Origin of the sequence: Cellulosimicrobium sp. AB352, assembly GCF_049538415.1 — a bacterium.
Classification (GTDB): Bacteria; Actinomycetota; Actinomycetes; order Actinomycetales; family Cellulomonadaceae; genus Cellulosimicrobium; species Cellulosimicrobium funkei.
On the sequence record NZ_JBMVFX010000006.1, the window covers coordinates 116,944 to 135,945 of the forward strand.

General features: G+C 75.8%; 18 protein-coding genes. 6 read left to right on the forward strand and 12 right to left on the reverse strand.

Annotated features, from left to right (window positions below; translation table 11 throughout):
• Positions 1–25: 25 nt before the first annotated feature.
• Positions 26–1,108 (reverse strand): DNA-3-methyladenine glycosylase family protein, encoded by a 1,083-nt coding sequence (locus tag ACPCUX_RS06245; protein ID WP_423388387.1) that lies wholly within the window; start codon positions 1,106–1,108, stop codon positions 26–28.
• Positions 1,109–1,264: 156 nt separating this feature from the next.
• On the reverse strand, positions 1,265–1,852 hold the full coding sequence (locus ACPCUX_RS06250) for a ribonuclease H family protein (RefSeq protein WP_076404413.1): 588 nt from the start codon (positions 1,850–1,852) through the stop codon (positions 1,265–1,267).
• 204 nt (positions 1,853–2,056) lie between these two features.
• Between ACPCUX_RS06250 and ACPCUX_RS06255 the strand changes: the two genes are divergently transcribed.
• Positions 2,057–2,809 carry a DedA family protein gene (locus ACPCUX_RS06255; protein WP_423388388.1) on the forward strand — a complete coding sequence of 251 codons (753 nt, stop codon included), beginning with the start codon at positions 2,057–2,059 and terminating at the stop codon, positions 2,807–2,809.
• A 92-nt stretch (positions 2,810–2,901) separates the two neighbouring features.
• Here ACPCUX_RS06255 and ACPCUX_RS06260 read toward each other — a convergent pair whose 3' ends face one another.
• Positions 2,902–3,282: an FKBP-type peptidyl-prolyl cis-trans isomerase gene (locus ACPCUX_RS06260; RefSeq protein WP_043659735.1), complete on the reverse strand. Its 381-nt coding sequence runs from the start codon at positions 3,280–3,282 to the stop codon at positions 2,902–2,904.
• 167 nt (positions 3,283–3,449) lie between these two features.
• Here ACPCUX_RS06260 and ACPCUX_RS06265 point away from each other — a divergent pair, with 167 nt between their 5' ends.
• The 3 genes from ACPCUX_RS06265 to ACPCUX_RS06275 all read left to right on the forward strand — a co-directional run bounded on the left by ACPCUX_RS06265 (position 3,450) and on the right by ACPCUX_RS06275 (position 7,716).
• Positions 3,450–4,616 (forward strand): VIT1/CCC1 transporter family protein, encoded by a 1,167-nt coding sequence (locus tag ACPCUX_RS06265; RefSeq protein ID WP_163188763.1) that lies wholly within the window; start codon positions 3,450–3,452, stop codon positions 4,614–4,616.
• 106 nt (positions 4,617–4,722) lie between these two features.
• Positions 4,723–5,889 (forward strand): hypothetical protein, encoded by a 1,167-nt coding sequence (locus tag ACPCUX_RS06270; RefSeq protein WP_423388389.1) that lies wholly within the window; start codon positions 4,723–4,725, stop codon positions 5,887–5,889.
• Positions 5,890–5,976: 87 nt separating this feature from the next.
• Positions 5,977–7,716, forward strand: coding sequence for a hypothetical protein (locus tag ACPCUX_RS06275; RefSeq protein ID WP_423388390.1), 1,740 nt, complete (start codon positions 5,977–5,979; stop codon positions 7,714–7,716).
• 64 nt (positions 7,717–7,780) lie between these two features.
• Here the strand turns inward: ACPCUX_RS06275 and ACPCUX_RS06280 are convergent, their stop codons facing one another.
• Together ACPCUX_RS06280 and ACPCUX_RS06285 are read right to left on the reverse strand one after the other, a co-directional pair.
• Positions 7,781–9,163 (reverse strand): GntP family permease, encoded by a 1,383-nt coding sequence (locus tag ACPCUX_RS06280; RefSeq protein ID WP_034655363.1) that lies wholly within the window; start codon positions 9,161–9,163, stop codon positions 7,781–7,783.
• Positions 9,164–9,267: 104 nt separating this feature from the next.
• The gene (locus ACPCUX_RS06285) at positions 9,268–9,843 is read right to left on the reverse strand and encodes a gluconokinase (protein ID WP_423388391.1); all 576 of its coding nucleotides are present in this window, start codon (positions 9,841–9,843) and stop codon (positions 9,268–9,270) included.
• Between the two features lie 166 nt (positions 9,844–10,009).
• On the opposite strand from ACPCUX_RS06285, the gene ACPCUX_RS06290 reads away from it, so the two are divergent.
• On the forward strand, positions 10,010–10,714 hold the full coding sequence (locus ACPCUX_RS06290; RefSeq protein WP_128957716.1) for a FadR/GntR family transcriptional regulator: 705 nt from the start codon (positions 10,010–10,012) through the stop codon (positions 10,712–10,714).
• 48 nt (positions 10,715–10,762) lie between these two features.
• Here the strand turns inward: ACPCUX_RS06290 and ACPCUX_RS06295 are convergent, their stop codons facing one another.
• The 3 genes from ACPCUX_RS06295 to ACPCUX_RS06305 are packed head-to-tail and all read right to left on the reverse strand — an operon-like array spanning position 10,763 to position 14,212.
• Complete coding sequence (locus tag ACPCUX_RS06295; RefSeq protein WP_423388392.1) at positions 10,763–12,934, reverse strand: ABC transporter permease; 2,172 nt, start codon at positions 12,932–12,934, stop codon at positions 10,763–10,765.
• A 25-nt stretch (positions 12,935–12,959) separates the two neighbouring features.
• Positions 12,960–13,811: a molybdate ABC transporter substrate-binding protein gene (gene modA / locus ACPCUX_RS06300; protein ID WP_423388393.1), complete on the reverse strand. Its 852-nt coding sequence runs from the start codon at positions 13,809–13,811 to the stop codon at positions 12,960–12,962.
• Positions 13,808–14,212 carry a TOBE domain-containing protein gene (locus ACPCUX_RS06305; RefSeq protein WP_391512840.1) on the reverse strand — a complete coding sequence of 135 codons (405 nt, stop codon included), beginning with the start codon at positions 14,210–14,212 and terminating at the stop codon, positions 13,808–13,810. The genes modA and ACPCUX_RS06305 overlap by 4 nt, the downstream gene beginning before the upstream one ends.
• Before the next feature lie 68 nt (positions 14,213–14,280).
• Between ACPCUX_RS06305 and ACPCUX_RS06310 the strand changes: the two genes are divergently transcribed.
• Positions 14,281–14,769 (forward strand): GNAT family N-acetyltransferase, encoded by a 489-nt coding sequence (locus ACPCUX_RS06310; protein ID WP_423388394.1) that lies wholly within the window; start codon positions 14,281–14,283, stop codon positions 14,767–14,769.
• 116 nt (positions 14,770–14,885) lie between these two features.
• Here ACPCUX_RS06310 and ACPCUX_RS06315 read toward each other — a convergent pair whose 3' ends face one another.
• The 4 genes from ACPCUX_RS06315 to narH form a co-directional block, all read right to left on the reverse strand.
• Entirely contained in the window at positions 14,886–15,461 is a 576-nt protein-coding gene (locus tag ACPCUX_RS06315; protein ID WP_423388395.1) for a DoxX family protein, read from the reverse strand.
• Between the two features lie 153 nt (positions 15,462–15,614).
• Positions 15,615–16,373: a respiratory nitrate reductase subunit gamma gene (gene narI / locus ACPCUX_RS06320; protein WP_212715486.1), complete on the reverse strand. Its 759-nt coding sequence runs from the start codon at positions 16,371–16,373 to the stop codon at positions 15,615–15,617.
• Complete coding sequence (gene narJ, locus ACPCUX_RS06325) at positions 16,370–17,125, reverse strand: nitrate reductase molybdenum cofactor assembly chaperone (protein ID WP_423388396.1); 756 nt, start codon at positions 17,123–17,125, stop codon at positions 16,370–16,372. The genes narI and narJ overlap by 4 nt, the downstream gene beginning before the upstream one ends.
• On the reverse strand, positions 17,122–18,978 hold the full coding sequence (narH, locus tag ACPCUX_RS06330) for a nitrate reductase subunit beta (protein ID WP_391512836.1): 1,857 nt from the start codon (positions 18,976–18,978) through the stop codon (positions 17,122–17,124). Before narH ends, narJ begins: the two co-directional genes overlap by 4 nt.
• Between the last annotated feature and the right edge of the window lie 24 nt (positions 18,979–19,002).

The following is a 19,002-nucleotide window of genomic DNA, read 5'->3' on the forward strand; positions in this document are numbered from 1 at the left end:
GCACCCAGCGTGGGGCGGGGGCCGGTCAGTTGCGGCGGTGGTCCTGGATCGAGAGGCGTGGGCCGCGCCGCGGGGCCTGCGCCCGGCCGGAGACCTCGAGGAGCCGCACCACGCGGTAGCGGTGCGGCGCGTACGGCGCGAGCAGCTCGAGCATGCGCTCGTCGTCGACGCGCTCGCCCACGAGCGCCCACCCCACCGCCTTCGCCAGGTGGTAGTCGCCCACGGACACGGCGTCCGCGTCGCCCAGCGCCCGCTGCGCGACCTCGGCCGCCGTCCACACGCCCACGCCGGGCACGACCTGCAGCCGCGCGTGCGCGGCCGGAGCGCCCTGGACGTCGCGCAGGCGGTCGCACTCCTCGAGGCGTCGGGCGACGCGCGCCGCCGCGACGACCGTCCGGGCTCGGCCCGGGTCGACGTTCGCGCGGTGCCAGTCCCAGGTGGGGACGCGCGTCCAGGTGGCCGCGTCGGGCACGACGAGCATCCCGGCGTCGCCCGCGGGCCCCGGGGCGCGCTCGCCGTGCCGACGCAGGAGCCAGCTCCACGAGCGCCACGCCGCGACGGACTGCACGCGCTGCTCGAGGATCGCCGGCACGAGGGCCTCCAGCACGCGCCCTGTGCGCGGGATCCGCAGGCCGGGGCTGCGGCGGTGGGCGTCGCGCAGCACGGCGGGCGGGGCGAAGCCCGTGTCGTCGTCGTCCTCGCCGAGCAGGCGGGGCAGGTCGTCGAGCACCTCCGCGGCGCCCGGCCCCCACGCGTGCCCGACGACGTCGCACGGTCCGGTCTGCACCAGCCGGTACGCCGCGGGCCCGCTCTCCGCGCGGGTCGTCCGCCACACGTCGCCGGACGGCGTGCGGCGGAACGTCGGGTCGTAGGGGCCGCGCGCGAGCCGGTCGAGCGTGAGGTGCAGGTCGAGCGGCCGCCCCGACCGGAAGCGCCGCGCGAGCGGCGCGCCGGGCTGCGTCGTCGCACCAGGTCGCGCCGGAGGGCCGGCCTGCGTCGTCGGGCCGGCCTGCGTCGTCGGGCGGGCCTCCGCCGTCGGCCCGGGCTGCGTGAGGTCGCCGATCGTGCGCTCGGCGGGCGCGCAGCCCGTGCTCGGCAGGACGGTCACCCGTCCATGGTCGCACCCGCCGCCGACGCCCGACCCCGCCGCCCTCGCCGCTCTCCAGCACCCGGCCGTCGAGCACGACGTTGCTGGCGGTAGCAGCCCGTTCACGAGAGCAAGGTCGTGCTCGACCCGGTGCAGGGTCGTGCTCGGCGGGACGGGTCAGTCGAAGAGGGTGTCCATGTCCCACGCCGGCTCGGGCGCGGCCTGACGGGGCGCGGGTGCCCCCCGGTCGGCCGCAGCCGGTGCGGGCACGCGGCCCGGCGACCGGGTCGGGTCCCCGAGCTCGGGTACGAGCGTGCCGTCGAGGTCACCGCGGCCCGCGGCCCAGTCCTGGGCGGCGAGGCCCGCGAGCTGGTCCGCGCGCTCGTTGAACGGGTCGCCCACGTGGCCGCGCACCCAGCGGAAGCGGACGGGCCCCGCGCGCTCGGCGATGACCCGGTCGATCGCCTGGACGAGCTCGAGGTTCTTCACGGGCTGGCCGCCCGCCGTCCGCCACCCCTTGCGCTTCCAGGCGACCACCCACTCGGACGCGCACTTGATCGCGTACTGCGAGTCGGACTCGATGAGCAGCGGCTCCGCGCCCGGGTGGGCGCGCACCGCCTGGAGCAGCGCGGTGAGCTCGGCGACCTGGTTGGTCCCGCTCACGGCGCCGCCGGAGTCGAACGTGCCGTCGTGGTTGATCCACGCCCACCCGATGGCTCCGCCCGGGTTGCTCAGGCACGAGCCGTCGGTGCTGACAGTGATCACAGCGCTCCTCGATCACGGACGACCCCGCCCGCCGGCTGCGGCGCGGGGAGGCGAATGCGTCGGCGCCATTGTCCCCCGCCCGGGAGGGTCGTGGTGCACGTGTCCGACGCCGCCCCTCCAGGATGCGGGCTCGGGGTCGCCTCAGGGGAGAACCGGGGGGATACCCCATGGTGCGGCGGGGCGGCGCCGTCGAGGCTGGGACGCATGGTCGCGTGGGTCGTGGAGCTGTGGGGACAGGTCGAGTCGTGGCTGCTCGCGCTCGTGGACTCTGCGTGGGCGCTCCCCGTGCTCTTCGCGACGACCGCCGGCGACGGGTTCTTCCCGCCGATCCCGGGCGAGACGGTGATCGTCATGCTCGCCGTCGCGGCGCAGTCGGGCGGCGGGGTCGCGTGGGGGATCGTGCTCGCGGTCGCCGCGCTCGGCGCCTGGTGCGGCGACCAGCTCGCCTACGCCCTGGGGCGCGCGCTCGGCACCCGTGCCCTGCCCGCCCTGCGGGGCGCGCGCGGGCGGCGCGCGGTCGAGTGGGCCACGCGGTCGCTCGACCGGCGGGGCGCGTCCGTCGTGCTCGGGGCGCGGTTCGTCCCCGTCGGGCGCACGGCCGTCAACGTGACCGCCGGCGCGGTCGGGTTCTCGCGGCGCCGGTTCATGGCGCTGTCCGCCGTCGCCTCCGTGACGTGGGCGACGTACTCCGTGGTCATCGGGACGCTCGCCGCCGCGTGGATCGGCGACAGCCCGCTGCTCGCGGTCGTGGTGGGCGTCGTCGGGGGCATCCTGCTGGGCGTCCTCGTCGACACCGTCGTCCGGCTCCGCGCGGCGCGGCGCGAGCGGGCCCTCGCCCCGGCGACCGGCCTGGTCCCGGTCCCGGTCCCGACGGCCGTCGCGGCGCTCGCCGTGCCGGGCGGCGCGCCCGAGGAGACGGACCCCGACCTCGTCCCGTGCCCCGGCGCCGCGAGCTAGGACTGCCGGCCCGCAACGCGACGGCTCGGCCAGGAACACAGGAGGGCCCCGGTCGACGACCGGGGCCCTCCGCTGCTCTCGGGACGCGCCGGTCAGGACACGCCGAGCAGGTCGATGACGAAGATCAGCGTCTTGCCGGACAGGCGGTGCCCGCCGCCCGCCGGGCCGTACGCGAGCTCCGGCGGCACGACGAGCTTGCGGCGCCCGCCGACCTTCATGCCCGGGATGCCCTGCTGCCAGCCCGCGATGAGGCTGCGCAGCGGGAAGTTGATCGACTCGCCGCGGTTCCACGACGCGTCGAACTCCTCGCCCGTCTCGTACTCGACGCCGAGGTAGTGCACGTTCACGGTCGCGCCGGGCGTGGCCTCGGGGCCGTCGCCCACGGTGATGTCCTCGACGACGAGCTCGGTGGGCGCGGGACCCTCCGGGGCGTCGACCTCGGGACGGGACAGTCCGTTCTCTCCAGTGGTCATGCTCCGATCCAACCACGGCGACGGGCGCCCGGTCCGGCGTGCGGAGCCGACGGCGGTCCGGCGCGGGGTCGAGGTTGGGGTCGTCCGCAACCCCGGTCGGGGGCGCCCCGCACGGCCCGTTCGGCGACGCGCAACACCGCGAGCCCGAAAATCGCCATCATGGAGGCATGCCCACCACACCTGAGCCGCCCTCCGGCGTGCCCGCCGACCCCGCGCGTCCGGGCGCACCCGAGGTGCCGCCGACCCCGGTGCCGCCGACCGCCGTCGGGCACCGGCCCTCCCCGCAGGAGGTGCGGCGGTGGCGCCGCTTCCTGGCCGACGAGCGCGCCGAGGCCGCGGTGTACCGGGACCTCGCGAGCCGCCGGACGGGCGAGGAGCGGGACATCCTGCTGGCGCTCGCGGAGGCGGAGCGCCGCCACGAGCAGCACTGGCTCGACCTGCTCGGCGAGGACGCGGGACGGCCGCTGCGCGGCGACTGGCGCACCCGCACGCTCGGGTGGCTCGCGCGGCGCTTCGGCGGCGTGTTCGTGCTCGCGCTCGCCCAGCGGGCCGAGGCGCGCTCGACGTACGCGACCGATGCCGACGCGACACCCCGGATGGCCGCCGACGAGCGGATCCACGAGGAGGTCGTGCGCGGCCTCGCGACGCGCGGGCGCAACCGCATGTCGGGGACCTTCCGCGCGGCGGTGTTCGGCGCGAACGACGGCCTCGTGTCGAACCTCGCGCTGATCCTCGGCATCGGGGCGTCCGGCGCGTCGAACAGCACGGTGCTCCTCTCGGGGCTCGCGGGACTGCTCGCGGGGGCCCTCTCGATGGGCGCGGGGGAGTACGTGTCCGTGCGCTCCCAGCGCGAGCTGCTCGACGCGTCGACGCCGAGCCCGCAGGCGTCGGCGGCGCTGCCCGACCTCGACGTGGACGCGAACGAGCTCGCGCTCGTCTACCGGGCGCGCGGCATGGCGCCCGCCGAGGCCGAGGAGCACGCGGCCGACGTCCTCGCCACGTACACCCAGCAGACCGTGATCGCGCCGCCGCCCGGCATCGACGAGCACGAGACGCACGGGACCGCGATGGGGGCGGCGGTCTCGTCGTTCCTCTTCTTCGCGTCGGGTGCGCTCATCCCGGTCGTGCCGTACCTCCTCGGGATGACGGGCTTCCTCGCGGTCGGGGTCGCGGCGCTCCTCGTCGGGATCGCGCTGCTCGCGACGGGCGCGACCGTGGGCCTCCTCTCGGGGACGTCCCCGCTCACGCGGGCCCTGCGTCAGATCGCCATCGGGTTCGGCGCGGCCGCGGCCACGTACGCGCTCGGCCTGGTGTTCGGGGCAACCGTCGGGTGAAATCCGGCGCGTCGAGTGGTGAGCGTCACACTTCCGTGCCTACCGTGACCTCGGACGGGCCCCACGGCCCGCCCCTTCGCTGCACCGACGACCCACGGGGCACACGATGGACGCGACGCACGACGCGCAGGGCAGGCGCGCACCGGCCGCCCGTCGCTGGCTCGTGCGCGCGCTCGTCGCCGGCGGCGGTCTCGGTGCCGGCCTCGCGTTCGCCGTCGCGACCGCAGGCAGCGCGTCCGCCGCGGACGACCCGCTCGGGCTCGGCAAGGCACTCTCGCCCGTCACGTCGACGGTGCAGACCGTCGTCGACCCGGTCGTCCAGGACGTGGTCCAGCCCGTCGTGCGCGACGTCGTCGCCCCCGTGGTCCAGCCCGTCGCCCCGGTCGTGGAGAAGGTCGTCACCCCTGCCGCCCCGGTGGTCGAGGAGGTCGCGCGGCCCGTCGCCCCGGTGGTCGAGCAGGTCGTCCAGCCGGTCGCTCCCGTGGTCGAGCAGGTCGTGGAGCCGGTGGCGCCCGTCGTGCAGCCGGTGACCGACGCCGTCGCGCCCGTGACGACGCCGGCGCTCGACGTCGTCGTGCCGGCCGCGACGCCCGTCGTCGAGGCGGTCGCCCCCGTGGTGAACCCTGTGCTCGAGACGGTCTCGCCCGCGCTCGACCCGGTGACCCCGGTCCTGGAGGCGCTGACGCCGGTCCTCGACGTCCTGGCCCCCGTGACCGACCCGGTGCTCGGGCCGATCACCGGCCCGCTCGCTCCGCTGGAGCCGCTGACGCCGCTGCTCCCCGGGACGCCCGGCACGGGCACCCCGGGCACGGACGACCCGTCGGTCGGCGTCCCGTCGACGCCGGGCGCGGTCGACCCGGGCGGCGCCGTGGCCGCGCCGTCGGTGACCGCCGTCCCGGTGCTCCCGCCCGCCGCGCCGGCGGCCGCCGAGCCCACCGCCACCGCGACGGGCCGCGACGGCCCCGAGGATGTCGCCGCGCGGGACGCGCGCGCCCTTACGGCGGCGGTCGACGTCGCACCGAACGGCGCACCGCCGGGCTCGGCGCTGCCCTCCGACGGGCCGACCGGCCCCGGGGGCGTCCCCTCCGACGGCGGCCCCGGCACCACTCCCTCGCCCTCCGGCAGCGCGCAGCGCGCCGGGGCGGGCGGCGAGCTCGCGGCGGTCGGCAGCGGTGCCGACGCCCCCGCGCTCTCCTCCTGGACCGCCGTCGTGGACGACGCGCAGTCGAAGCACCCCTCGACCTTCTTCGAGGTTCCTGTCTCTCCTGCCTGACGTGGCTCGCGTCGCGCCCCGAGCGCGGCAGACGCGACCCGGCGCCGTCGTGCGCCAGCCACTTCTGAGCAGGAAAGAGAAACGATCATGCACACCTTCGTCCGGCGCGCGCTGCGCACAGCGCTCGTCACAGGCGGCCTCGTGGTCGTCGGGGCCGGAGCGGCCCACGCAGCCGAGGGCGACCTCCTCGGCGATCTCGGACTGGACGTGTCGGTCGAGGCTCCGCTGAGCCAGGTGACCGAGGTCCTGCCCGACGTCGCGGTCGACGTGCCCGTGCACGTTCCCGTGACCGTGTCCGACGTCGCGGTGGGCGCCCTGGGCGACGCCGCCGTCACGTCCGCGCCGGAGCCCGCTCCGGCTCCCGCGCCCGCGCCCACGAGGGAGCCCGCCCCGGCGGCTCCCGCGGACGTGGACGTGGACGTACCCGTGACGATCCCGGTGGACGTGTCGGGTGTCGCTGCCGGTGTCCTCGGTGACGCCGCGGTGACCCAGGCACCGGCCGAGCCGGCGCCCGCGCCGGAGCCTGCTCCTGCGCCGGAGCCTACTCCTGCTACGGGGGCGGACCCGGCGGACGTCGACCTCGACGTGCCGGTGACGGTCCCGGTGGACGTGTCGGGCGTCGCTGCGGGCGTCCTGGGTGACGCCACGGTGGCCCCGGCCCCGGCGGCGCAGCCGTCGGCTCCGGCGACCGGTGGTGGGGCCGAGGGCTCGACCGGCGAGGAGGCGTCCGGGGTGGACGTCGACGTGCCGGTGACGGTCCCGGTGAACGTGTCGGGAGTCGCTGCCGGTGTCCTGGGTGACGCGGAGGTGACGCCGGCTCCGGCGCAGCCGTCGGCTCCCGCGGCCGGTGGTGGCGCCGACGGCTCGACCGGCGAGGAGGCGTCCGGCGTGGACCTCGACGTGCCGGTGACCGTCCCGGTGGACGTGTCGGGTGTCGCCGTCGGTGTGGGCGGTGACGCCACGGTCGGCGGCGGGACGGCCGGCGAGGGTTCGGGCGACGGGACCGGCTCGACCGGCACCGACGGCTCGGGCCTGCTCGACGGCGTCCTCGGCGAGGACGGCCTCGTCGACGACCTGCTGGGCGACGGCCTCCTCGGGGGCGGTCTGCTCGGTGAGGGCGACGGCCTGCTGGACGGCGTGCTCGGCGAGGACGGCCTCGTGGACGACCTGCTCGGCGGCTCGTCGGGTGACGGTCTGCTCGACGGCGTGCTGGGCGAGGACGGGCTGCTGGGCGACGGCGGCGTGCTGGACGGCGTGCTCGGTGAGGACGGCGTCCTCGGGGCGCTGCCCGACCTGGACGTCGGCCTGCCGGTGACCGTGCCCGTCACGGTCTGCGGCGTGGGTGTGGGCCTCCTGGGCGACGCCTCGGCGGGGTGCCCGACGGCCGCCGTCGACCCGACCGACCCGACCGACCCCACGGACCCGACGGACCCGACGGACCCGACGGACCCGACGGACCCGACGGACCCGACGGACCCGACGGACCCGACGGACCCGACGGACCCGACGGACCCGACGGACCCGACGGACCCGACCGGTCCTGCGGACCCGGGGACGACCGGCGGCTCGGTGACCCGGGTGCTCAACCCGGTGAGCACGGGGACGGGCTCCACGAACGGCGCCGCGACCGGCACCGCGAACGCCGCGTCCGCCGTCACGGCGTCGGGCCCGACCGCCCTCGCCACGACGGGCGCGGGCGGTGACCTCGGTCTGCTCGTGATGGCCGGGCTGCTGACGCTGCTCGGTCTGTCGCTCCAGCGCTTCCGCCGGAAGTCCTGGGTCGCGGACCCGGACGCCTACACCCCGGTCTTCACCGACCGGAGCTGACGTCCAGAGACGCCAGGACCGCCCGGGCAGCTGCCCGGGCGGTCCTGGCCGCGCTCGTCGCGCGCTACGCGACGGCGAAGACGAGGGCCGCGATGGCGAAGCCCATGACGCCGATGGCCGTCTCCATCACCGTCCACGTGCGGAGGGTCGTCTTGACGTCCATGTCGAAGAACCGGCCCACGAGCCAGAACCCGGAGTCGTTCACATGACTGAGCACCACCGAGCCCGCTGCCACGGCGACGACGACCGCGGCGAGCTCGATCGCGTTGAACCCGCCGGCCTCCACCGCCGGGGCGATGAGCCCTGCCGCGGTGGTCAGCGCGACGGTCGCGGAACCCTGCGCCACGCGGAGGATCGCCGCGATGAGGAACCCGGCCACGATGACGGGCAGGCCGAGGTCGCCGAGCACGTCGGCGAGCGCGTCGCCGATCCCGGTCGCGCGCAGGACGCCACCGAACATGCCGCCCGCGCCGGTGATGAGGATGACCGAGCACACCGGGCCGAGCGCCGAGTCGAGGGTCTTCTCCAGCGCCGTCCCGGAGACGCCGCGACGGCGGCCCAGGACCCAGGCGGCGACGAGCACGGTGATGAGCAGCGCGACGGGCGTCGCGCCGATGGCGCGCAGCGTCTGCACGGCGGGGTTGTCCCCGTCGACGGCTCCGGCCGCGCGCAGCGCGTCGAGGCCCGTGTTGGCGAAGATGAGCACGAGCGGGAGCAGGAGGATCGCGACGACGGTGCCGAACTTCGGCGGGTTCTCGAGCTGGTCCTCGTCGGCCTCGCCGAGGATCGCGGGGATGGGTAGCTCGATGCGGCGTCCGGCGAAGCGGCCGAACAGGTAGCTCGTGACGTACCACGTCGGGATGGCGACGACGAGGCCGAGCAGGATGACGATGCCGATGTTCGCGCCGAGGAACTCGGTCGCGGCGACGGGGCCGGGGTGCGGCGGCACGTAGATGTGCATGACGGAGAACGCACCCGCGACGGGCAGGCCGTAGAGGAGGAGCGAGCCGCCCAGCCGACGCCCGACGGAGAAGACGATCGGCAGCATGACGACGAGACCGGCGTCGAAGAAGATGGGGAAGCCGAAGATGAGGGAGGCGAGACCGAGCGCGAACGGCGCCCGCTTCTCCCCGAACTTCTCGATGAGGAAGTCGGCCATGACCTTGGCGCCGCCGCTCGTCTCGACGAGCCTGCCGAGCATGGCGCCGAGCCCGACGAGGAGCGCGACGGTCGCGAGCGTCGAGCCGAACCCGGCGGTGAGCACCTCGACGATCGACCCCGTCGGGATGCCGGCGACCACCGCGGTGAGCAGGCTGACGAGGATGAGCGCCACGAAGGCGTGCAGCTTGAGCTTGATGATGAGGAACAGCAGGATCGCGATCGCGCCGGCGGCGATGGCGAGCAGCGGTCCGGCGGTCAGGGTCTGGGTCCAGTCCTCGGGGGGCATGGTGTCTCCGTCGACGGTCGGGTCGGGTGCGTGGTGCGTGGTGCGTGGTGCAGGGGTGAGGGTCAGGGAGGGCGGCGCGGCTCAGCGCTCGCCCGAGGCGTCGCTCAGCGCGTGCCCGAGGCGTCGCTCAGGCGGGTCCGGGCGAGGATCTCCTCCACGACCTGCTCGGGCGTGGCGGAGACGTCGAGCGTGAAGCCGGGCTCGTCGTCGGCCAGGGGCTCGAGCGTGGCGAGCTGCGACGGCAGGAGCGACGTGGGCATGAAGTGCCCGCTGCGGTGCTGCATGCGCTCGGCGAGGAGCTCGGGGGTGCCGGTGAGGTGCACGAAGCACACCTCGCCGCGGGCCGTGCGCAGCAGGTCGCGGTAGGAGCGCTTGAGCGCGGAGCACGTGACGACGCCGGACCGGCCGGCCTCCGCCTCGCTGCTCAGCCAGTCGCGGATCGCCTCGAGCCAGGGCCACCGGTCGTCGTCGGTGAGCGGCGTCCCGGCGCTCATCTTGTCGATGTTGGCCTGCGGGTGGAAGCGGTCGGCCTCCGCGTACTCGGTGCCGAGGCGCTGCGCGAGCAGCGTCGCGACGGTGGTCTTGCCCGAGCCGGCCACGCCCATCACGACGAGGTGCTGGGGCAGGGGGTCGTTCCCGGCGTCGTCGGGCCGGTCGGTGGAGCTGACGTCCGTGTCCATGTGTCGACTTCCGTGTCGGGTGGGGGCGTCCGGTCGGGGCGGTGCCTGGGGCCCCGGCCGTCCCGGTGACGACCGTCGTGGTCGTCCTCGGCCTCCACTGTGGGGCATTGGTAGCACCTTTGGCAAGTGATTGATAGCACCATTGGCCGCCACTAGGCTGCGAGACATGGCGACGACGGTCCTGCACACCACCGTGCTCGACTCGCTCGGACGTCGCATCACCAGCGGCGACGTCCCCGCGGGCACGCCGCTGACCCTGGAGTCGATCGGCTCCGAGTTCGGGGTGTCGCGCACCGTCGCGCGCGAGGTCATGCGGCTCCTCGAAGGGCTCGGGCTCGTGCGGTCGAGGCGCCGCGTCGGGATCGTCGTGCTCGGCATCGAGGACTGGAACGTGCTCGACCCGCGCGTCATCCGCTGGCGTCTCGAGGGCCCCGGCCGTGACCCGCAGCTCCGCACGCTCACCGAGCTGCGGCACGCCGTCGAGCCGCTGGCCGCCGCCGGGGCCGCGCTCCACGCCACGCCCGCCGAGCGCGCCGAGCTCGTCGCCGCGGCCGGTCGCATGCGCCTGCTCGGGGAGGCGGGCGACCTCGAGGAGTTCCTCGCCCTCGACGTCCGGTTCCACGAGATCCTGCTCCGCGCGAGCGGCAACGAGATGTTCGGCGCGCTCGCGGGGGTCGTCGCGGCCGTCCTCAGCGGCCGGACGCACCTGGGCCTCATGCCCGCCTCGCCCGTCCCCGAGGCCCTCGACCAGCACGAGGCGGTCGCGCGCGCGGTCGCGGACGGCGACCCGGAGGCCGCCGAGGCCGCGATGGCCGCGATCGTCGGCGAGGTCCGCACCGCGCTCGACGGGGTCCCGCCCGCCCCCGCCTGAGCGGCACGCCCCGGCCCCGCCTGAGCGGCGCGTCCCGGTCCCGCGGGCTCAGCGCGGGTGCACGCGGACCTCGGCCGCCTTGACGACGAACCAGACGCGCTCGCCCGGCACCAGGCCGAGCTCGGCGACCGCGCGCGGCGTGAGGTCCGCGGCCAGGCGCGGTGCGTCCTGCCCGACGGCGGTCGTCGCCCCCGCGGTCAGGTCGCCCGGGCCGTCGTCCACCGCGCGTCCCCACACGCGCAGGAGCGGCCCGTGCGGCTCGACGCTCGTCACGACGACCCGGTACGCGTTGCGCGGGCTGCCCTCGGGCGTCGTGCGGTGCACGGCGACCGCGCGCGGCTCGAACACCGCCACGGCGCCGTCCCCGACCGCGAGCGGCTCGTCCGCCGTCCCGTGCACGCGGACCTCCGCGCCGTCGACGGCGACGGTCACCTCGCGCGCGAGGCTCTCCGCGTCCGGGGCGACGTCCGTCGCGGCCCCCACCGGGCCTGCCGTCCCACCCGCCGGCTCGGCCGCCGCCCGCTCGCGCACCGTCCGTACCGGCTCCGGGACGGCGACGTGCGCGACGCTCCCCGCGAGCAGGTTGACGCCCGCGAGACGGGCGGCGAACCGGGACCGCGGGCGCGTGAGCACCGCGTCCACCGGCCCGTCCTCGACGACGCGGCCGCCCTCCAGCACGACGACGCGGTCGGCGAGGAGCAGCACGTCGAGCAGGTCGTGCGTCACGAGCAGGGTCGTGCGCGGGTGCTCGCGCTGCGCGTGGTGCAGCACGGTCCGGACGTGCTGCGCGACGCCGACGTCGAGCGACGCGAGCGGCTCGTCGAGCAGGAGCACGCGCGGGTCGGTCACGAGCGCCCGGGCGATCGCGACGCGCTGCGCCTGCCCGCCCGAGAGGTCGGTCGAGCGGCGCCGCGCGAGGTCCGCCGCGCCGACGCGGGCGAGCGCGTCCCGGGCCTCCTCGCGGGCACGAGCGCGGGGCACGCCCCGGGACCGGAGGCCGAACGCGACGTCGTCCTCGACCGACAGGTGCTCGAACAGCAGCGGGCGCTGGCTCAGCCACGCGAGGTGGCGACGGCGCGGCGGGAGGCGCGAGACGTCGTCGTGCCCGACGGCGACGCGCGCACCCGGGGCCTCGCCGGGCGTGAGCAGGCCCGCGACGACCTGCACGAGCGTGGACTTGCCCGCGCCGTTCTCGCCGAGCACCGCCACGACCTCGCCCGGCGCGACGGTGAGCTCCACGTCGAGCCCGCGCTCCGGCACGACGGCGCGCACGGTCAGCGCGGCCGGGGGCGTCGGGGCCGCAGGCCCGGCGGGTGCCGGGGCCCGGTCGGCCGGCGGGTCGGCCTGCGGGCCAGGGGAGACGACAGCGCGGGGGCGGGGGCCGCCGTCGGGCAGGAAGCCCCGGACGCCTCGCCGCGGGCGCGGGGCCCCGAGCGCGCGCGGCCCGTGGACGACCGCGGTGATGAGGACCGCGACCACGACGAGCACGAACGACAGCGCGACCGCGCTGTCCGGGTCCGCGCTGCGCTGGAGGTAGATCTCGAGCGGCAGGGTCTGCGTGACGCCCTGGAGCGCGCCCGCGAACGTCAGGGTCGCCCCGAACTCACCGAGGGCGCGCGCGAACGCGAGCACGGCGCCGGACAGCAGCCCCGGCAGGACGCGGGGGAGCGTGACCCGGCGCAGGACGGTCGTGGGCCGCGCGCCGAGCGTCGCGGCGACGTCCTCGAGGCGCGTGTCCTGGCTGCGCAGCGCACCCTCCAGGCTGAGCACGAGGAACGGCAGCGCGACGAACGTCTGCGCCAGCACGACGGCCGTCGTCGTGAACGCGACCTCGACCCCCAGCACCTCGAGGTGCCGGCCGATCAGGCCCCGGCGCCCGAACGTGTGCAGCAGCGCGATGCCGCCGACGACGGGCGGCAGCACGAGCGGCAGGAGCACGAGGGCGCGCGCGACGCGCTGCCCGGGGAACGTGGTGCGCGCGAGGACGAGCGCCATGGGCGTGCCGAGCACCACGCAGCACGCCGTCGCGGCAAGCGCGGTGCGCAGCGAGAGGCCGAGCGCGTCGAGCGCCGCCGGCGAGGTCACGAGCGCCCAGAAGCCGCCGGTCCCGTCCGGGCCCGGCGCGAGCTCCACGCGCCCGACCATCGCCGCCACGGGCACGACGACGAACAGCGCGCCCAGCATCGCGGGGACGAGGACCCAGCGGGGCAGGCCGCGCATCAGGACCCGCCGGGGCGCGCGGGGGTCACGGTGCGTCGGGCGCGCCGAAGCCCGCGGCGGCGAGCGCGGCCTGCCCGGCGTCGCCGGTCATGAGGTCCACCCACGCCTGCGCGAGCGCGACCTGCTCCGGGCCGGCGTCCTCGGCCGCCGCAACGAGCGCGATCGGGTAGACGTTGAGCGCGGCGCTCGTCTCGGGCACGTCCACGACCTCGACGTCGTCGCCTGCGAGCGTCGCGTCGGTGACGTAGACGAGCCCCGCGTCGGCCTCGCCCGCCGTCACCTTGCCGAGCACGTCGGTGACGCTGGCCTCCTCGCTCACGCGGTGGACGGTCACGCCCGCGGCCTCGGCGACGGTGTCGGTCGCGCTGCCGCACGGCACCTGCGGCGCGCACACGACGACCCTGACGTCGTCGCGCGCGAGGTCGGCAAAGGTCTCGACGCCCGCGGGGTTCCCGGGCGGCGTGACGATCGTCAGCGTGTTCGTCGCGAACGCGACGGGGTCGGCGGCGTCCCCGGCGTCGACGACGCGCGCCATGGAGCGCTCGTCCGCGGACGCGAAGACGTCGGCCGGCGCGCCGGCGAGGATCTGGTCGCCCAGGTCGGACGACCCGGCGAACGACAGCGCGACGATCACGCCGTCGTGCTCGTCCTCGAAGTCCGCCGCGAGGTCGGTGAACACGTCGCGCAGCGACGCCGCGGCGAGCACGGTGAGGGTGCGGTCCTCGGCCGTCGTGCGCGCGGGGTCGGGGGCGGCGCCGTCACCGGTCCCCGCACCCGTGCCGCACGCGGCGAGGCCGGCGACCAGGGCCGCCGCCGCGAGCGCCGCGAGAGGGCCCCGGGCGCGGCGGCGGGTCGTCGTGCGGGCGGACGCGCTCACGCGGCTCCTCCGGGGGTCTCGACGATGACGGTCGTCGCCTTGACCACCGCGACGGCGAGGCTGCCGGGCTCGAGCCGCAGCTCGCGCACGGCCTCCGTGCTCATGAGCGACACGACGCGCTGGCCGCCGCAGAGCATCTCGACCTGGGACATGACGGTGTCGCTCACGACGTCCGTCACGATCCCCACGAACCGGTTGCGCGCCGAGCGGGCGACGCCCGACGGGTCCGGCGTCGGGTGCGACTGCGCGACGGCGAAGCGCGCGAGCTCCGCGCCGTCGACGACCTTGCGCCCGGCGTCGTCGGCGCTCGCGGCGAGGTCCCCGGCGCCGACCCAGCGGCGGACGGTGTCGTCGCTGACCCCGAGCAGGCTCGCGGCCTCGCGGATCCGAAAGTGCGGCATGAACACGAGATTAGACCCGCACCTGCGGAGTGTCATCCCGGCGTCGCCCGGTGTGGCACCCTCGACGCGTGAGCGAGACGACCACCCGGGACGACGTGCGCGTCGTCGCGGAGGACCCGACGACCCCGGATGTGCTGGCGCTGCTGCAGGAGCACCTGGACGACATGTACGCGACGTCGCCGCCCGAGAGCGTGCACGCGCTCGACGTCGAGCGCCTGCGCGCGCCGGACATCACGTTCGTCACCGCGCGGTCCGCGGACGGCGGCCTCCTCGGCTGCGGCGCCCTCAAGCAGCACGACGCGACGCTGGGCGAGCTCAAGTCCATGCGCACGACGGCGGCCGCGCGGGGTCGGGGCGTCGCCGCCACGGTCCTCGCGCACCTGCTCGACGCCGCACGCGACCGCGGCCTCGACCGCGTGAGCCTGGAGACAGGCACCGAGGACTACTTCGCGGCGGCGCGACGGCTCTACGCGCGCCACGGGTTCGTGCCGTGCGAGCCGTTCGCCGACTACACCGACGACCCGAACAGCACGTACCTGACGCTCTCGCTCGCCTGACGGGGCCGCCCTGCACCGGGGTAGAACCTCCGGTCGCGAGGTAGAGCCCGCCGCGCTCTACGTCACGACCGGGGGCTCTACCTCGCGACCGTGCGGTGGCGGGGGAGCACCACGTGTCATGCGTCGAGGCGCAGGCGCGCCCCGAGCGCGACGGCGGCGACGACGGCCGCCCCGGCCACGAGGACGAGGTCCTTGAGCACGTACTGGCCCATCAGCGTCACGCCGTGGCCGAACAGCTCGCCGGCGAACAGCACGATCGGCGAGAGGATCCCGGCCAGCGCGACGGCGAGCGCGAGCAGGCCCGCGCGGAGCAGCCGGCCGGTGAGGAGCGTCAGGCCGATGAACGTCTCCAGGACCGCGGTGAGCACCACGGCCGTGGTCCCGCCCACGAGGCCGAGCGTGAGCGTCTCGACGGTCCGGGCGGCGATCGCCTCCGCCGGGCTCGCGCCGGGGAAGAACTTGAGGACGCCGAAGCCGAGGAACACGAGGCCGAGGGCGACACGCAGGGCGGGCACGGACCAGCGGGTGAGGACGCGCGCGGTCGCGGCGACGGCGGCGTCCGCCCGGCCCGCGAGACGTGCTGGCACGAGGGCGGCGCGACGGCGGCGGGCGGGCGTGGCGTGTGCCGCCGACGGCGCGGACGGGCGGGTGGCGCGGGGACGACCGGCGGTCGTCGGGGCGGTGGTGGACATGCGGGGACCTCTTCCAGGGACGGTCGCGGTCGGGGTTGAACGCCCCGGGAAGGAGGGCGTCGCGGGGCGTCCTGTGGACGACTTCGGGCCGAATTCACCCGCCGACGCGCGTCGACCCGGGCCACCCGGACCGGCCGGACCGGGCCTCCGGGGTCAGCGCGAGCGCGGGCGCTCCGAGGGGTCCCAGCCCGGGCGCGGGGCGCGCGCGGCGACCGACGCGTCGCGCGAGCGGTACACGACGTACGGGCGGAACAGGTACGGCACCGGGGCGGAGAACGCGTGCACGAGCCGCGTGAACGGCCACAGGACGAACAGCAGGTTCGCCGCGACGATGTGGAGCTGGAACGCCGCGGGCACGCCCGCCATGAGCTCCGGCTGCGGCTGGAGGTACCAGAGCGAGCGGAACCACGGCGAGATGGTCTGGCGGTAGTCGTACCCGAGCCCGTCGGCGAGGAGCTGCGTCTGCACCGTGGCCCACGACCCGAGCAGGATCGACGCCGCGAGGAACACGTACATCGTCTTGTCCATGCGCGTCGTCGCGCGGAAGACGGGCCCGGACGTGCGGCGGCGATAGATGAGGATGAGCAGGCCCGCGACGAGCACGACGGCCGCGACCGACCCCATGTACGTCGCGACGAAGTGGTACGCGACCTCCTGGATCCCCACCGCCTCCGTCCACGACTCCGGGATCACGAGCCCCATCAGGTGCCCGAGGATCACGAACAGCAGGCCGAAGTGGAAGAGCGGCGAGCCGAGCCGCAGCAGCCGCTTCTCGTAGAGCTCGCTGGACCGCGTCGTCCACCCGAACTTGTCGTACCGGTACCGCCAGATCGAGCCCACGACGAACACCGCGAACGTCACGTACGGGAACACGACCCACAGCAGGACCTCTCCGGTGCTCACCCCGCTCATCGCACCGCACCTCCCGTCCGGTCGGGCGCGCCCGTGCCGTACGGCTCGAGCGCGAAGGGCTCCATGCCCACGAGCTCGGCGGGCGGCCCCGCCGTCACGAGCTCGACGTACCGCTGCTGCGTGCGCTCGTCGAGCGGCGGCAGCGTGAGGCACACGGCCTCGACGACCCCGGTCCAGGGGCTGCGCGCGCTCTCGAGCGCCGTGCGCAGCACCTCGATGCCGTCGCGGTGGGACGCGAGCAGACCGGCCGCGATCGTCGCGTCGTCGCCCGTGGTCCGGGCCGAGAACTCGAGCACCGTCGGCAGGTAGTCGGGGAGCTCCGAGCCCGTGACCTCCCACCCGGCCGCGCGGTACGCCTCGACGAACGCGACGAGCGCCGTCCCGCGCCGGCGGGTGTCGCCCGCCGCGTAGTACGAGAGGTACATCGAGCACTTCCGCTTGAGGTCGAACGTCGCGACGTACCGCGCCTGGAGCTCGCGCAGACCCGGCCCGCCCGGCGTCGTGAGCACGTCGCAGAAGTCCTCCAGGCGCTCGCGGACGGGGCCGGGCAGGCCCGGGGCGGACGCGCGGACGACGTCGACCGCGGCGACCACGTCCTCGTCCGGGTAGGCCAGCAGCAGCGACGCGGCCATGTGGGCGGTGCGGCGCTGGGCGGCCGTCGTCGCGACCGGTGCCAGGTGGTCGGGCTGCGGCCCCCGGGGCCGTGCCCCGGGCCGCAGCGCCGGGGTCGGGAGCAGGGAGCGCGCCCTCATCGGGTGCCTCCGTCGGGCTCGACGCCAGGACCGCTCCCGGGCGCGGGACCGCCCGCCGGCCCGCCGGGCGCCGGCCCACCGGACGTCGGGGGACCGGGGATCGTGTCGTGCCGCGCGTCCTGGCGCCCGCCCGGCAACGAGCCCGGGCCGCCCGGCGTGACACCGCCGGGTGCACCCGACACGTCGCCCGGCTCCGGCCCCTCGCCCGGCGGGAAGAGGCCGGGCGGTCGCCCGTTCCCGTCCCAGTTGAGGAGGTTGACGCGGCCGGGGGTCGACGGCCCGTAGGGCGAGTCCGCCGTCTGCCGCGCCTGGAGCACGTGGAAGTTCTCGACCGCGACCGGCACCGGGCTGCCCGACGTCTCGCCGAACGGGCCGCCGCCCGTGAGGCCCATGCCGCCCATGCCGGGGCCGCCGTCGTAGTCGAGGGAGCACGACAGCTCGTCGAGCTCGCGCGCGATCTCGGTGTGCGCGGTCGGGATGACGTACCGGTCCTCGTACTTCGCGACGGCGAGCAGGCGGTACATCTCCTCGACCTGGGCACCGGTCATGCCGACCGCGGCCGCGGTCCGCTCGTCGGCCTCGCGGCCGAGGTTGATGTCGCGCATGTACGACCGCATGGCGGCCAGACGGCGCAGCACCCGTTCGACCGGGGCGGTGTCGCCCGCGGTGAACAGCCCCGCGAGGTACTCGAGCGGGATGCGCATCTTCGAGATCGCGGCGAACAGCGTGCGCCCGTCCTCGCCGTCGTTCCCGGAGGCGGCGACGACGTCGACGACGGGGGACAGCGGCGGGATGTACCAGACCATCGGCAGCGTGCGGTACTCGGGGTGCAGGGGCAGCGCGACCTCGTAGCGCGAGATCAGGTCCCAGATCGGCGAGCGCTGGGCGGCCGTGATCCAGTCGTCGGGGATGCCCTCGGCACGCGCGGCGGCCACGACCTCCGGGTCGTTCGGGTCGAGGAAGACGGCGCGCTGCGAGGCGAGGAGCTCGTGCTCGTCCTCGACGCTCGCGGCCTCGGTGACCTTGTCGGCGTCGTAGAGGACGAGGCCGAGGTAGCGCAGGCGCCCGACGCACGTCTCCGAGCACACGGTCGGCAGGCCGACCTCGATGCGCGGGTAGCAGAGCGTGCACTTCTCGGCCTTGCCGGTCTTGTGGTTGAAGTAGACCTTCTTGTACGGGCACCCGGTGACGCACATGCGCCAGCCCCGGCACTGGTCCTGGTCGACCAGCACGATGCCGTCCTCGGCCCGCTTGTACATGGCGCCCGACGGGCACGACGCGACGCACGCCGGGTTGAGGCAGTGCTCGCAGATGCGGGGCAGGTAGAACATGAACGTCTTGTCCAGCTCCGTGGCCACGTGCTCCGACATGTGCTGGAGCACGGGGTCGTCCTGCATCGTCGCGGTCGAGCCGCCGAGGTCGTCGTCCCAGTTCGCGGACCAGGAGATGTTGATGTCACCGCCCGTGAGCAGCGACTTCGGCCGGGCGACGGGCGTGTGCTGCCCCTGCGGCGACGAGAGCAGCATGTCGTACTCGTAGGTCCACGGCTCGTAGTAGTCGTGGATCGAGGGGAGCTTCGGGTTGGAGAAGATCGTCGCGAGCTTCTTCAGGCGGCCCCCGGCGCGGAGCTTGAGCCGGCCCTTCTTCGTCCGCACCCAGCCGCCCTGCCAGCGCTCCTGGTCCTGGTAGGTGCGCGGGTACCCGAGCCCGGGACGCGTCTCGACGTTGTTGAACCACACGTACTCCACGCCGGTGCGGTTCGTCCACGCCTGCTTGCACGTCACCGAGCACGTGTGGCACCCGATGCACTTGTCGAGGTTCATGACCATCGACATCTGCGCCATCACCCGCACGACGTCACCCCCTCCCGGCCGGCC